13 protein-coding genes and 4 pseudogenes are annotated in these 15,161 nt (G+C 25.0%); 14 read left to right on the top strand and 3 right to left on the bottom strand.

Features of this window, described 5'->3' with window-relative positions; all coding sequences use genetic code 4:
- From oppF to ACE38S_RS03835, 4 genes are all read left to right on the top strand, one after another.
- Entirely contained in the window at window positions 1-2,232 is a 2,232-nt protein-coding gene (gene oppF / locus ACE38S_RS03850; protein WP_374696477.1) for an oligopeptide ABC transporter ATP-binding protein OppF, read from the top strand.
- A 2-nt stretch (window positions 2,233-2,234) separates the two neighbouring features.
- Complete coding sequence (locus ACE38S_RS03845) at window positions 2,235-4,409, top strand: ABC transporter substrate-binding protein (RefSeq protein WP_374696476.1); 2,175 nt, start codon at window positions 2,235-2,237, stop codon at window positions 4,407-4,409.
- Between the two features lie 10 nt (window positions 4,410-4,419).
- Window positions 4,420-4,743 (top strand): hypothetical protein, encoded by a 324-nt coding sequence (locus ACE38S_RS03840; RefSeq protein ID WP_374696475.1) that lies wholly within the window; start codon window positions 4,420-4,422, stop codon window positions 4,741-4,743.
- A 142-nt stretch (window positions 4,744-4,885) separates the two neighbouring features.
- Window positions 4,886-5,062, top strand: coding sequence for a hypothetical protein (locus ACE38S_RS03835; RefSeq protein WP_374696474.1), 177 nt, complete (start codon window positions 4,886-4,888; stop codon window positions 5,060-5,062).
- Window positions 5,063-5,692: 630 nt separating this feature from the next.
- Here ACE38S_RS03835 and ACE38S_RS03830 read toward each other — a convergent pair.
- Both ACE38S_RS03830 and ACE38S_RS03825 read right to left on the bottom strand, forming a co-directional pair.
- Entirely contained in the window at window positions 5,693-5,971 is a 279-nt protein-coding gene (locus tag ACE38S_RS03830; RefSeq protein WP_374696473.1) for a hypothetical protein, read from the bottom strand.
- A gap of 231 nt (window positions 5,972-6,202) precedes the next feature.
- Complete coding sequence (locus ACE38S_RS03825) at window positions 6,203-6,328, bottom strand: hypothetical protein (protein ID WP_374696472.1); 126 nt, start codon at window positions 6,326-6,328, stop codon at window positions 6,203-6,205.
- An 866-nt stretch (window positions 6,329-7,194) separates the two neighbouring features.
- On the opposite strand from ACE38S_RS03825, the gene ACE38S_RS03820 reads away from it, so the two are divergent.
- The 9 genes and pseudogenes from ACE38S_RS03820 to ACE38S_RS03780 all read left to right on the top strand — a co-directional run.
- A complete protein-coding gene (locus tag ACE38S_RS03820; protein WP_374696471.1) occupies window positions 7,195-8,295 on the top strand; it encodes a phosphatidate cytidylyltransferase in 1,101 nt (366 codons plus the stop codon).
- A 3-nt stretch (window positions 8,296-8,298) separates the two neighbouring features.
- The gene (locus ACE38S_RS03815) at window positions 8,299-8,499 is read left to right on the top strand and encodes a hypothetical protein (protein ID WP_374696470.1); all 201 of its coding nucleotides are present in this window, start codon (window positions 8,299-8,301) and stop codon (window positions 8,497-8,499) included.
- 666 nt (window positions 8,500-9,165) lie between these two features.
- Window positions 9,166-9,288 (top strand): hypothetical protein, encoded by a 123-nt coding sequence (locus ACE38S_RS03810; protein ID WP_374696469.1) that lies wholly within the window; start codon window positions 9,166-9,168, stop codon window positions 9,286-9,288.
- A 108-nt stretch (window positions 9,289-9,396) separates the two neighbouring features.
- Entirely contained in the window at window positions 9,397-9,615 is a 219-nt protein-coding gene (locus tag ACE38S_RS03805; RefSeq protein ID WP_374696468.1) for a hypothetical protein, read from the top strand.
- 500 nt (window positions 9,616-10,115) lie between these two features.
- The gene (locus ACE38S_RS03800) at window positions 10,116-10,511 is read left to right on the top strand and encodes a DUF3627 domain-containing protein (protein ID WP_374696467.1); all 396 of its coding nucleotides are present in this window, start codon (window positions 10,116-10,118) and stop codon (window positions 10,509-10,511) included.
- A 230-nt stretch (window positions 10,512-10,741) separates the two neighbouring features.
- On the top strand, window positions 10,742-10,951 hold the full coding sequence (locus tag ACE38S_RS03795) for a DUF2649 family protein (protein WP_374697130.1): 210 nt from the start codon (window positions 10,742-10,744) through the stop codon (window positions 10,949-10,951).
- Window positions 10,908-11,915, top strand: a pseudogene (locus tag ACE38S_RS03790) (hypothetical protein). The gene ACE38S_RS03795 and the pseudogene ACE38S_RS03790 overlap by 44 nt, the downstream one beginning before the upstream one ends.
- A gap of 31 nt (window positions 11,916-11,946) precedes the next feature.
- Window positions 11,947-12,135: pseudogene (locus tag ACE38S_RS03785) on the top strand (hypothetical protein); the annotation flags it as partial.
- Between the two features lie 807 nt (window positions 12,136-12,942).
- Window positions 12,943-13,456, top strand: a pseudogene (locus ACE38S_RS03780) (spiroplasma phage ORF1-like family protein); the annotation flags it as partial.
- A 60-nt stretch (window positions 13,457-13,516) separates the two neighbouring features.
- Here the strand turns inward: ACE38S_RS03780 and ACE38S_RS03775 are convergent.
- A complete protein-coding gene (locus tag ACE38S_RS03775) occupies window positions 13,517-13,618 on the bottom strand; it encodes a lipoprotein (protein WP_374696466.1) in 102 nt (33 codons plus the stop codon).
- A gap of 165 nt (window positions 13,619-13,783) precedes the next feature.
- Here ACE38S_RS03775 and ACE38S_RS03770 point away from each other — a divergent pair.
- Window positions 13,784-14,715 (top strand): annotated as a pseudogene (locus tag ACE38S_RS03770) (IS30 family transposase).
- Window positions 14,716-15,161: the final 446 nt, after the last annotated feature.

The raw sequence follows: 15,161 nt of genomic DNA, 5'->3' as shown, positions 1-15,161 counted from the left end.
ATGAGCAAGAACGAACAAGAACAATTTATTATGGTTCGCGATTTGTTAATTCAATTTCGTCAAAAAAGTAAAAAAGTAAACGCTGTTAAAAGCGCCGATTTTGATGTTTATCGGGGCGAAATTTTTAGTATTGTTGGTGAATCAGGGAGTGGTAAAACAACAATTGGTCGTGCCATTGCTGGGGTACAGCCAATTAAAGATGGAACAATTTATCTTGATCGCCACTTAATTCGTGGAAAACCACCGCATTTATACAAAATTAATTTAGATATTAATGAAAAACTACGATTAGTCCTTAATAATAATATTTTGTTAAATAAACATTTAAGTTATTATATTAATAATTTAAAAATTAGTTATTATCGTTATTTTGCAAATAAAAAATATCTTGTTAGTACCAAAAAATTAATCCCTTATTTAAATAAGCAATATTTAGTAAAAACTGACCTTGATTTAAGTAAAGTTAATTTACTAAATTTTAATCATAATAATAATAATTTTATGTTAGTTAAGGAAATGTATAAAAATAATTTAGTTTTATTTAAAGATATGTTAAAATGTTATCAACGAATTTTTCGTTTTATTAATAATTTACATGAATGAATTCCATTTTTATCAATCGCTTTAGAAGATGAAATTAAATCGTGTGTGCGAGCAAATATTGAGATTATTGAGGGAAGTATTTTATTAGGACATCAAATTTATAAAGTTCTGTTGCAATTAGAACAAGAGCGGACTGTTTTAAAACAAAATTTTGTTTTAAAACAAGCTCAAAAATATTTTGATGTTTCTTTTGATCAATTAGCAAAATTATTATCAATTCATGCTAAATTATTAGATGATATTAATTTTTTAAATAAAAATCAAAGAACAGCTTTTATTCTTTTTGTGCCAAAAGGAAAACGAAAAAAGTATATTTTTGTTTATAATAAACGTTTTAACGTTTTTAAAACTGATTTTGAAAAAGGATATTTAAAACAATTACAAAAATTAGAATTAGATCCCCAAGGCAATGCTAAAACAATTATGACTATTCAAACAGCCTATCAAACAAGTGTATTAAAAACGAAGATTGCGACAAAAGAAAAGATTGCGGTTTTAACGGAATTAGCAAATGCAGCTAACCTTAAAATAAAGATAACTGCTTTACCAGCTTGTGGATGAAAAGATATGTTAGTAACATTCCTTAAACAATATAAAACAAAAGAACAACAGGCAGTAATTGCCGATTTATCGTATTTAGCACGACATGGTGTTTTTCGGGACCCAGCAACAATTAAATTATATTATGCTTGAATTGGTAAAAAATATAAATCATCAACAACAGATATTGTAGCGTCTAATCGTTTATTAGATTTATTAGATTTACCATTAATTGATGAAATTGTTAAAAACGCGGAGTTGTTTAAATTGCCAACAAGACGTGAAAACCGTTTACAAAAGAAAAAAATTCAAATGATTTTTCAAGACCCGTCCTCATCATTAAATGATCGAATTTCTGTTGAAGAAATTATTGGAGAGGGATTAACTAATTTTCCTGAGTTATATCAAAATGATGAAGCGCGGCAGTTGTATTTAACTTATTATAATGGTAATTTAGGGAAAAATGAAAAACCATTAACCTTAAAACATATTAAAGATCGGAATGTTAAACATTTTTTAATTTTAAATATGTTAAAAGAAGTTGGTTTATTGCCAGAACATTTATCGCGTTATTCACATGAGTTTTCAGGGGGCCAACGACAACGGATTGGGATTGCACGAGCATTAATTATGAAACCACAATTAATTATTGCTGATGAACCAATATCGGCGTTAGATGTTTCAATTCGAGCGCAAGTATTAAACTTATTAAAGAAATTTCAACAGGAATATAATTTAACTTATATTTTTGTGGCGCATGATTTATCTGTTGTTCGCTTTATTGCTGATCGAATTGCTGTTATTTATCATGGCCAACTAGTTGAATTGGCTCAGACGGAGGAATTGTTTACTAACCCATTACATCCATATACGCGAGCTTTACTATCATCAATTCCATTACCTAATCTAAATTATGAGAAAGAAAAAGCCCGTTTTATTTATGAGCCAGAAAAGGAATGTTGGGATTATTTATTTGATTTACCAGAGTTTACAGAAATTAAAACAGGACATTATTTATTTGGTAATTCGCGAGAAATTGCTGCCGCGAAAGCAAAAATTGCAGCAGTAGTTAGTAGAAAGGAAGAGTAACGATGATATGAAATAAATTAGCACTTTTTGCTGGTTTTATAACCATAGCAACAATTGCTCCAATGGTTGTTTCGTGTGGGATTAGTTTAGACTTGTTAGCTAGTCGTTTAATTACAGATAACGTTTTTCGTTCTATTTTTAAATATCCTTTAACAACATGATCAAGTGCTACAACAATCCAAGCTGAAGATAATAAAATTTTAGCTGATTTAGTTGGAACATTAGTAGCAACTGATAAATTTAATCGTAGTTTTGGTGATCTTGCTGAGCAAAGTGATAAATCATCAAAATATGTTGGAATTCCTAATGTTGATCAAAGTGAATGAAAATATAAAGTTTCACCACAAGCAAAATGATTTGATTATCAAGGGAATTTTCAACGTCAAATTAAAGCAAATGATATGATTAATACAGCAAAATTTGTTCTTTTTCCCAAAAATTTATCCGAAACAGCAGGAATATGGTGTTCGTTTATTAGTGGGGCTCAAGAAATATGAGATTATTTTCAAGCGGGAAAATATCAAACAGATTATTATAATGATCCAATTTGAGCGAAATTAGGAATGACAATTAATGCGACTGATGATGAAATTATAATTAAATTAACAAAATCAACCGAATATTTTGATACCTTAATGACTTATTTAGCTTTCGCTCCCTTACCAGAAAAGCCTTTATTGCAAGGTTATAATTATGGGACAAATTATAAAAATATTTGATATTCAGGGGCTTATTTGGTTGAAAAATATAGTTCTGCTTCACAAATCTTATTACGAAAAAACCCGGCTTATCGCCATGCTAAATTAACATATATTGATAAATTAAATTATACTTATTTAGCAAATAATGACGCTTCTCGCGAACGAATGTTATTTGAATCAGGGGATATTAATGATTTTCTTGTTGAACCAACCGATAGCAATGGTTGAAACAAATATGTTGGTTCAAACCCGGCTAATCCAATTTTTAGTGGTGCATCAAGTATTATTAACCCTGATCCAATAACTTATACGATAATTTATAATTATGCGAATGGTGATATCTTAAATTTAAATTCAAGTCGCGCTCAACAAGCATTAAATGCTAGTAAAGCATTACAATATGATAAAATTCGAAAATATTTATCAACGCATTTGGATCGTAGTAAATTTGTTAAATATTATTCTGAAGCCTTAGATGATTCACCAACGTCGAAATTTTTACGGAATGTTTATACGGCCCGCTATTTTGTTTATAATGGGATTATTGATTATGCTACATATGTTGAAGAAGTATATGCAAATCAATTTTTAGGTGGTGATGTAATTATGGCTAGTCAGTTATTGAAAGATGGTGTTGATGTATTATATCAAAGTAAAGATTTATTAAAAAATGATGATAATATTTTGAATGATATTCGGAATTGATTACAAACAAATATTGGTTCACCGCAAGTTGAATTACGCTTTTTAATGAATGGAGACGGAACATTAACTTATAATAAATTTTTATTAAATATGATTGATGACTTTAATACTAAAAATAATGTTATTAAAATTATTGCCGATGTTACAGTGGACGGAACCGAATATGAAACTCGTCGAAAAAAAGCTGATTGAGATATGTTAATAGGGGGATGATCACCAGATTATGCTGACCCTTATACTTATTTGCATACTTTTTCATTAGGTGGTGATTTACAATATTACTTTGGAACTTCTCGTATTTTTAGCGATTTAAAATTAACAAATAATGTTGCTCCCGATTATGCCACAATTAAAGACAAATTAAATAATCCTTACTGGGATTTATTAAAAAATACAACATCAATAGAAGGATTTTATAATTTTTTTAAAGATTATACAAACAAAATTATTGAGGGTGATCATATTACTGAACCATCGCGGTTAGCTGACCGTTACAAAAGTTTTGCAACCGCTGAGTTTAATGCGATTTATACTAATTTTATGTTTATTCCTGTCTATGTTCCTAATGGATCATATCAAATTCGGATTTCCTATGTTACTCCGCGTACAAAAATTACTATTGGTTATGGAAGTTCAAAATATAAACACTGAGGAATAGTTTTAAATCCTTATTTACTAACAGCACAAGAACAACAAATTATTGAAAGCCGTTATGTACAACAATTAGCAATAATTCAAACAGACTATTCTGCATTTAGGGAGGATTATTAAAATTAAAAAGTTGTTAATATTTTTGACATCTTTAACGGCTGTTATCCTTCCAATTAATTCTGTAAGTTGTATTAGCTGAGAAACAAGTGATCGCACAAAAATTTCCTTAGCGTTATTTAAAAGTGAATTATTTTTAGTTCCATTTTTTGAAACCGAAACGCCAACAAAAACCGTAACAGAAACAATGTTTCAAGACGCAATTTACGATGCTTTAGAAACAAATGAATATCGGGGCGAAGTTGACAGTGGGGAATTAAAATTTATTTATTATAATCAATATTTAATACCTATTAGTTGAACAGACTTATCATGGCAACCCGTAGGGGTAAGCTAATGGTGGTGAAAAAACGCCTTTATTATGAGTCAAAATCATTGCTAATAGTAATAGTCGTCATTTTACTAATGAAACAGAGATTATTTCAACAACGTTATATAAAACAGCCCCACTAGTATTAAATACAATTAAATTTAATTATGTGGAGAAAATGCTAACTTTACCCGTTGATGAAATGATGGCTTACTTTGCTGTGTTAAATCCAACATTTTATTTCTCATCTCGCCACTTTGCGATTAGTAAAACAGCAAATAGTGTTATTATTAAAACTTTACCAACATCAAAACGCTACCGCGATGAAAATATTATTCCGTTTTAAATTATTTTTTATTTCAGTTTGGGAAAAATTTTAGTTAAAAATAATTTTCCCTTTTTTTAATTTTAATAATTTTTTAGTTAAAATTAAAATATAATTAAAAAAATAAAAATAGAAAAGGAAGAAGATAATTAGTGTAAAATATTTACGATTGTCCCGGATTAATGTTTTAATATGAGGGTGAAGTTAGAAATTATTTTATCATATAAGGCGGCGGATTTAGTAATTACCGAATCCGAAGCAGCAGTTTAAAAAGATACGAGTTCAGGAGCCATGAAAAAAGCAGTGTTAAAAACTGGCTTATAATTACAAGTACCATTGTTTATTAAAGGGAAGTTAAGTAATTATATTGTTTCAACTTTATTTAGTTGATGGGAAAGAATCAAGCCGCGCCTAATTTTCATCAACAAACAAAGGATAGTGACTAAAAATGAATAAGAATTTTAATGAATTAACAGTTGACAATAATCATCAAGAGACGATTGTTGTCAGTTTATTCATATTGTAAATTGTACTATGAAGTGTAAGCACTTTATTTGATATAATTATAGCATCAATAAAATAAACGTTCAATACAATTTATTTTAAAAAAAATTTAATAGTTTTGTATTAAATTTATAAATTTTTGCCTCTTTACAAATTATTTTTTAAAACTTTTGTAAATTGTTTCAGCCCCAGCATTATCATAAAGATAGTCTTCTTTTTATTGCTTAATGATCGTTTGGTGTTAAAAGTACTTAAGATATTATCAATTATTTTATTTTTAAATTTATTACTCCAGTCAGTATGAAATAACGTAATTTGTTTTAATGGTCTTGTAATTGAATAGAAGGTTTCTTGCACTAGTTGTATTGTTTTATTTGTTCGAGAACTATAGCCAATTATTTCACGATTAAACAAGTTAATTAACAAACAAAGATAATATCATTTAGCACCACCTTGAACATATGTTAAATCATTAACAACAACTTCATTGTGGGTTTGTTTATTATTTTTAAATTAACAGTTTAAAACATTGCTAATTTCGTTGTTATTAACCACCAACTTATGATTACGATATTTTAATTTGGTGTATTTAGATACTAACTAATCTTTAATCATAATTTGGTGAATTTTTTCGCGATAAGATAATATTTTTCTGATTTAAAAAGCTTTAATTTTACAATATCCATAAATTTTACGATTAGCATTAAATGCGCTGATAACTTTTTGTTCATAATTATTAACATCAAACAAAGCGTATTTATTAATTCCTGAGTTGTAAAACAATTAAATAAATATTTATTAAATAATTTGTGAATTATTATTTTTTGTGTTGTAAGTTATTAACTTTATGATATAATTTAATTAATTAAAAAAATAAATTTATCTTTCCTCAGCTATTTTTTATTTTAATGGATAAATGTTTATTAAAATAAGATATCACCAACCGAATAATTTATTCTTCCCAGCATTACAGCAATTATTTTAGATGGAAATTGTCTCGTTAAGCCACTCATCACAAGGTTTAGAACGAACGTCTGATACTAATAAGGAGCAAAGTGAATTTTAAAGATGCTGCGCTAAAAGTAAACGCAACGGGAGTTAAGTATTTGACTATATATTTTTTTCAAATGATAATTGAAAACGTACAATAAGGGAAGTTACTTAACTATTTAATTGCAATGCTCGAGCACTTATTAAATAATAAATAAATCAATAATTTTAAGAATGAAAAAATTGTTTTAAATCAATATTGGTCAACGGACAAAATGCCGCTTAAAAAACATTAACCACAATTGATAATGATGTTCTGAAAACAAAAGATAATAATGGAATAGTCATAACCTTTGTCTTTGATTATTAGGTAATTGAAGAATTATTAATTGCAATTAAGCAAATACCACCCGCGCAATTAACAACTATTGATGAAACAAAACATTATTTCATTATTTATATAACTAAAAACTTCCCTAATGTTTATTTAATGATTAGTTGCGGTATTGAACAATGGTTAAGTAATTTCTTATTATTACAAAGTCGTTATGCTTAATTATATTTTACAAAAGACTTTTGACCATAATTTAATGAAAATGCTTTTACTTCGGCAATATTGGATTATAATAATAGAAACAGAAGATTTGGAGGAATTGAAAGTGATAAAAAATCAAAATAATAATGTGTTTGTTGATGAAAAAGAAATGTCAGAAGGAACTAATAATGGATTAAATAAGCCAGACAAAACAAAATACCACAAAGGCATTTTTCAAAAAAAATATGTTGTTCGTCACATTACCTTTTATGCTTTATTAGTTTTTTTAATATTATATTTATTTATTGGTGTAATTACAACAGAATGACATGGTTGAACAAAAACACCGCATATTGAAATTGCTAATTATGTTTTTATTATTATTAATGTTGTTATTTTAGGGTTAGTTAACTATGAAATTTTACGGTTAGTTGGCGGGACAAAGTGACCAATTTATATTCAAGTTATCACTTACTTATTAATGATTTTTTTATTTTTATTTCCAGCTGAGTTAGTGGCAGATGAATATGGGGACATTGAGGCAATTAATTACCCGTTTTATATCTCCCTGAACTTCATTTGATTAAAACCATGAATTATTTTTGTTATTTATTTATGTACCATTTTAGTGTATTACTGTTTAGTATTTAGTTCAAAAGATATTACCTATGGTAAAATGACTTTATTTTTAATTTTTACCTTGTATTTAACTTTTGCCTTCAAAGCAATGAATAAATTTATGTTAAATCCGGCTTATGGTTTAAGTAGTGTTGTTTGATTAGTCTTAATTATTATTTTAACTGATACCTTTGCTTTTGTGGGGGGAGTTATTTATGGAAAACATAAATTAGCCCCAATGATATCTCCAAATAAAACGTGAGAAGGGGCGGTTATGGGAACTTTTTTTGCCGCTGGAGTAGCGACTACTTATGCTATCTTAATGTTTCATTTTGATTCGAATAGTCAACATTGAGTTTTTAACTTTTTTTCAAATGATAATGACAAAAATGTTATGCGATATGTAATCTATGTTTTATTAGCAATTGTGTTGAGTATTTTATCACAATTAGGGGATTTATCATTCTCATGAATTAAACGACGTTATTATATTAAAGATTTTAGTAATTTATTACCTGGTCACGGCGGGGTTTTAGATCGTTTGGATTCGTTTTCATTGGTATTTTTTGTAATGTTTATTATTTCTAATGTAGCCTTAAAACAATAATTAATGATGCGAAATATTATTATTTTTTGTGCTTATGGCAATATTGGTCAACAAGCTTTACAAATTATTGAATCAAATCCAAATTATTCTCAATTAACAGCGGTTGATATTTATCATAATGTTGCAGTGTTACATAAAATTTTACAAAAACATCAAATAATTAAATTGTCCATATTGACGATGAAAACCACAAAGCAGCACTAGCAACCTAATATCTAAAATAACATTTGTGATGAGTGAAGCATGGCATGGATCAGTGTGATTGTTATTGATTGATTCTACGGCGCGATGGTTTTTAATGCAATTAGCGGCTTTTTGCGGGGTTACATTTAACCTTGCAAACTTTAGTGGGTAAAAAACAGGACCTCATTTTATTATATTATTAGCAAATAAAGAATCGTTGGTGATTGCTGATTATTTAATTAATAGTTTATTTATTAATAAAAAACAATAATCAGTTATATCCAATTGATTAATATCCATTTTATAAGTAATTATATTAAAAATTAAACATTTATATAAAAAGTTCTTTTGAAGATAGTTATTGTAAAGATTTTTTAAGTTTAGCGTTTGATATATTAGCAACTTCTTGAAAAGGCATCGTGTAAGTGAAGTGCAAAAAATCAACTCCTTTCAAAGTTGATTTTTTATTGAAAGAAACATTATTTTATTTTGCGGTTCTTAGTAATTAAGTATGGAAAAGATAGTATTATTAATACTGTAAATAATATGGTAATTAATAATGTAAAAGAAGATGAATAAATTACCGCTAATAAATTATGCGGTAATTTATTCAATATATAGTTTATTTTGAGCGTAGCGAGCACGCTCCGCGTGCCGCAAAATTATATTTTTAGGAGGAATTAAGTTATGCCAGTTTGATTAACTACAATATTTAGTGTTGTTATTATATTGGGTATTTTTGCTTTAATTGGTTTATCAATTTATCAAAAAATCCGTCAAATTCAAGGAAAGAAAAAAGATAAAAAATAAATTGAAAATAAGGATAATAAGAAATAATGTTAGGTATTTATTTAACAACAGCAGTTAATTTTTTAGCAGCAGATACGGCATACTATTTCAGATTGAATGGGTTTCTATTTGAAGTGGTTTAGGACACAAGCCAATGATATGGGAAAAATTAAAGAAGCAATTTATGTTGTATTGCCACAATTAATGACCTTTTTAGGTGATGCGTGAATTATTTTAATTCCATTCGGTATTTTTGTTGTTGTTAAAATATTAAATTTTTCCGTGTTACGGTTAAAGGATTTTAGTATTTATTATAACTGATTATTTGTATTAGTTAAGGCACACTAGTTTTACAATGTAATTAAATTAATTTTGTTGTTTATTTTTGTATTACACACTGTTTATAAGTTATTACTAAAATTAGTAATGAAGCAATTGTTTTAAAGTAGGATTTAATAAAAATAATAATATTTCTATTAAAGGTCATAATAATAGTTTTTGTAAATAAATTTTTATAATATTCTTTATAAATATATCTACTTTCTTTTTAAAATTTGTAGGCAGTATGTAGTGCAAAAATATCGACTTAATTATAAATTATTAATTTTATATTTTAATAACTATTAGTTATAAATTAAATAGTATTTTTCAGTGTGCCAATTTTTACTATTTTATATATTTAACATTGTTAATAACATTGTTTATTAAACAAATATTTATATTTAGTTAGGAGATGATAAATAATGATTAATTATTTTGAATATAAATGCGAAACTTGTTTTAATGATATGAAAGATTACGATTTAATGAATTTTATTGCATAAATTGTAATAAAGGAGTTGATAAAATTGAGTAATTTTTATAATAAAAATGAGAATATAGTAAATTATTTTATTTGTAAAGAGTTAATAGTTTTTGTAAATGATAAAGCAAGTTTTATAAATTTACCTAATCATAATCGCTATATTGGTTTTTTATTAAGTAATAAGTTTATTTATCTTAGTCAAAAACACTATGATCAAGTAGCAATCGGTTTGATTTATGATAATTATTATCCTATTATAAAATATGATGAAAATTTAAAACGACATATTTGAAAGTATTTGACTGGAACAGAATTGATTAATTTGTATAATCAATATAAACAAAATTATTTTACTCATATGCACAAAGCATTATTTCAAAATAAACCAAAAAAAGTAAAAACAAATAACAATAATAATTTAATAAATTGAAGTGATTAAAAAGTACAACAATTAATTAATGATTTAGAAAGTTTAAATTAAATGATTTTATATAATTATTGATTTTAATTTGTTAGTTATATTTTTGGTTTAAATGCTCTTAAATTTTTATATGTTATATCATTTATATTATTTATAGTTTTATTTTTTGGAATATTTTTTAAACTTATTCAAAAAATGTGGATTTTTTAAAAATGCAAAATGATTGAGAAAAATTAAAATAGTTTTTTATTCATATCTTTTTGTTTATAGATAAAACAAATATTGAAAATATTACAACTTGAAATTTAACACAAAATGAATATTTAACTATGATTGTTGGTGTATTAATTGTAATTTTGTTTTTAACGTGGTTTTTGTTGTGAATACTTTTTAAAATACCAACTATTTTAAGTAATGAAAAAGTTTGTATTTTTTCTAATATATTTTTGTTATATTAGTGGCTCAATGATTTTGTTTAGTTTAATTGATTTATTACTTTGAATAATTTCTTTAAATTATACTGGTTTAGTATTTTTATTATTATTTGCTTTACAATGTGTATATTTTGTCTGATTAATTTGAAAAATTATTTATTATCAGTTAAATGCTTTTCAGTTAGTTAATTTTGTTTGAGATAATCCATTATCGGTAATTATTGGTAAATTAGGAACGGGAAAAAATTTATTTTTAACTTATTTATCACAAGTTATGAAACTTTTAACAAAAAGAATTTATAGTAATTATCTAATTGAAGATAATGTAATAAAACTTTTAACTTTTAATAATTTAGATTTTACTGATAGAACTAAATTGGTATCACCCAATGATAGTTTAATATTATTTGATGAAAGTTATTTATATATTGATGGAACTAGTCTCAACGATTAGAAAAATCACAGTGGTAAGATACCGTGAGTTGTTTTAGCAAGACATTTTAAAAATAGAGCGATTTTTACTGTTCAGCGTAAGGGCATGATGTGAAATAATATTAGTCATTTAGCAAGTGGTATTATTATTCCTATTTCATTAAAAAAACTGTTAAATCAAAATTAGGTAATATTTTTAATCGTAGTTTTGTTGTTCGAATTGGTATTTTTTAATATATTACAGATTATGAAATTTGAAAAACAAAATCAGCAGAACGAACAGCAGAAGGCAAAGAGCAAAACATAAGTCGGATGTTGGGTTAGAAATTCGGTTTTTTAAAATAATTATTCTGTTAGAATTTGCTCAGAAATATGATAGTCAATGATTAAAGTTTGTGCGTGATTTTAAAAATGATGAAATAGTTAATTATAAAGAATATTATTGGTCAGAAATTACTAAATTGAGTGTTAAAGAACGTTTAGAATTGTTTGATATTGATATTTTGAAAAAAATTTAAAACCTAAAAAAGAAAAAGGAAGTGGTAAAGACGATTAATTTATTATCATAAAGTAATAATTGAGATAAGATTTTTAGTTTTATTTTTGATGTATTTTTGTTTATTTTTGATGTTATTTGAAATACTAAATTACCAATGACAAATATAACGATTGCTTATTTTTTAATCTTTTTTATGATTATTAAGTTATCAATTTATGCTATTCACGGAAAATCAACTAATTATAACGATTTATGTTCAACAGTTAAAAGCGGTGTTATTAATAGTTCTTTAATTATATAAACTAACTTATACACTATAACTATAAAAAAATACGGAGGGGTTGTTGTGTGCTACTGTTCGTAATGTTTTATAGTACTGGAAAAGGTTTACATGACATATTAAAGAGCGTATAAACAATTTAAAGTTATAATCTGCGCACAATGTTAGTCACAATAAACAACAACACAGTTATCATGTTTAGCAAGACAAGCAAAAACAAGAGAACAAGGGTTTGAAGGAATTCATACTACTAAAAGAATAAAAAAATAAGTAAAGAGTTGATTTTATATGATTAAATTAGTTTTATTGGTAGCAGCGATAGTTATTTTTTGTACTGATTTTATTACAGTTATTATTAATCAGTTGACATCAGCAAAAAATATTATTATGGATTTATATAACTAAGATACTTTTTTACTTTTTTTATTTGTAAAATGGCAATTTTATTTAGTCATCATTTAATGTTAACAATATCAAATTTATATATAGTTGGGTTTATTTTTTCAAAAAATTGTATAGTTAGGAGTTGAATTTATGAAAAGTAAAATTTTAAAGTTTTTAAAAGAAAAATGATGAAAAATATTATTATATTTTTTAGTAATTAGTTTGGGAATGTTTGTACCTTTTCTTTATATTGATATTAAATAATTTCAATTGTTTTTGAGTAAATTTGGTTCAGTTTCTTCAATTATGTATATTGTTATATATGATTTTTTGAATTTTAACAGCTGCTGGAATTATTGATTTAATATTATGAATTAATAAAAAAATTAATAAAGATATAGTTAAGGGTGGTAAAGAATAATGCGTAAGTCATTTTCTTTATTTGCTATATCTATTTTAGGCATTTTAGATTTAATTATTTCTTTTATTACTTTAACAGCATTTAAACCATTACATCATCATAATTATATTGTTAATAAACAAACAAAATCGGAATGAATGAAACTGATTTTATTAATACAACGTTTTTACGCAGTAGTTTTTTTGAAAATTGATCATAAAAAAATTACTTTATTAACTCTACTTTAAAAACATCAAAATCATTAACTTATAACAATAAATGATATTTAGATTTTTTAAAAGATAGTTATTAAACGGGAATTTCATTTGATAAACCTAGTGATAAATTTATGGACTTATATAAAAATTGAGATACTTATGCTAAACAACATAACATTGATAAGTTTTATGATGTTGACAAAAACAATTTTTAAAAGAATTAACTAATTTCTCTTATTTTTTTGCTAAGTATTTTAATACAATTTGAAATTATTAATAAATTAGAAAAAGTGTTGATAATTTGCAACAAGTTAATTACTTTTCAACTACTATTTTTTGGTGGTTGTTGTGTGGATTATATGGTGGCTCGGGTTTATTACCCGTTTTCATTGTTATTTGGTTTTTGACAACTAATTAATGTGGTTGTACTTGTTGCTGTTAATCCGATTGTTCCTAAAACGCTAAGTCATTTTTTCATATTTTATTTCTCCTTTTATTAAAATTACTTGAATTCTATAATTAATTTTATCATATATCAATAATGTATTAAATAATTTTAATATTAAATTTATAAATTAATGAAAGGTATATAAATGTTATGTATAGTCATTTAAGTTTTATTGATAAGGTTAAATTGGAATAATTATTATTATCAAAATTATTTTTAAAAAAGAATGGTGAAATAAATATTTTCACAGATTGCTAAATGTTTGAACAGATATCGTAGTACTATTTTGCGAGAAATTAAGCGTTTTAAAACTATTGATGAATATAGTGCTTATAAGTCAGACAAAATGTATTATGAGAAAAGAAAAAAGAATAATAAAAGATATAAGTTTACAAAAAACAATTAAATTTTATTAATAGAAGATTTAATGTTTATCGTGATTCTCCATCACAACTTATTCATCGTTATTTTATAAAGTTTGGTATTAAATTTCCTGCATGTCTTAAAAAATTTTATAGATGAATTTATTTGGGTCTTTTTGGTTTGTTAAAGTAAAGTTTAATTAATAGCGGAAGAAGAAATAGAACAAAGAAAGACCTAATAATCGCAGGAAATTAGATGAAATATTTAGATCAATATAATATATCGAAAATAAAGATAGTGATGTTGGATTTTTTGAAATGAATACGGTGGTTGGAAAAACTATAAATCTAAGTTGTTTAGTTTTAGTAAAGAAATCAAGCAAAAAATACTTTGTAATGAAATTTAAAAATCATACTGCTAATGAAGTTGTAGAAAAGTTTAAAGATATTGTTATAAGTAATAATTTAATTGGGAAAATTAAAGGAATAATAACCGATAGGGGCAAATAATTTAGTAAATGAAGATAATTAGAAATATTTGCTGAAACACAAGTTTATTTTTGCGACCCGGGTTTACCACAACAAAAACCATTAATTGAATATATTAATTATGAACTTAGATAATGATATCCTAAGGGAACTGATTTTAATAATGTTAGTCAACAAAAAATAAACTGAGTAGTTGAAAAAGTTATAAATGGAAAATTAAGGCCTGTTTTTAATTGAAGAACAGCAAAAGAGGTATTTTTAGAGAATTTTAGATAAGTTTATTTAAAAAATAATTTAATAAATTATTTTCAGTGTGCTTAAATGTGTTTAAAATAAAATAAAAATTATAAATATTTTAATTTTTGAGAGTTTATAATTGATTTTTTATAATTTTTGTTTTATTATTTAATTAATAATATTTGTTGCACTTCATTTTACATAATTCCTTTTTTTCTACTGTCATAATTTTTATATTTATCTCAATAACTACGTTTTAACCCTGTTATTTCTAGTAATAATTTTATTGAATATTAACGACAATTTTGTTAAATAAAAGAGACAATTATTAGTTTGTTTAATTGTAAAAGTCATGGAGCTTTTTTAGTAACTCATACCTTGTTTTATAATATTATAAAACTCTTTTGGTAAAAGATATTTTAGATCATTTATGGTTGTTTGTTTTTTTATGATTTGCTCATCAATATTTTATTATATTTGCATTT

It is taken from the genome of Spiroplasma endosymbiont of Polydrusus formosus, from assembly GCF_964263245.1.
In the GTDB taxonomy this organism is placed as follows: Bacteria; Bacillota_I; Bacilli_A; order Mycoplasmatales; family Mycoplasmataceae; genus Spiroplasma.
Note: the sequence above shows the minus strand (reverse complement) of the source record. Positions and strands in the feature narration are given on the sequence as shown.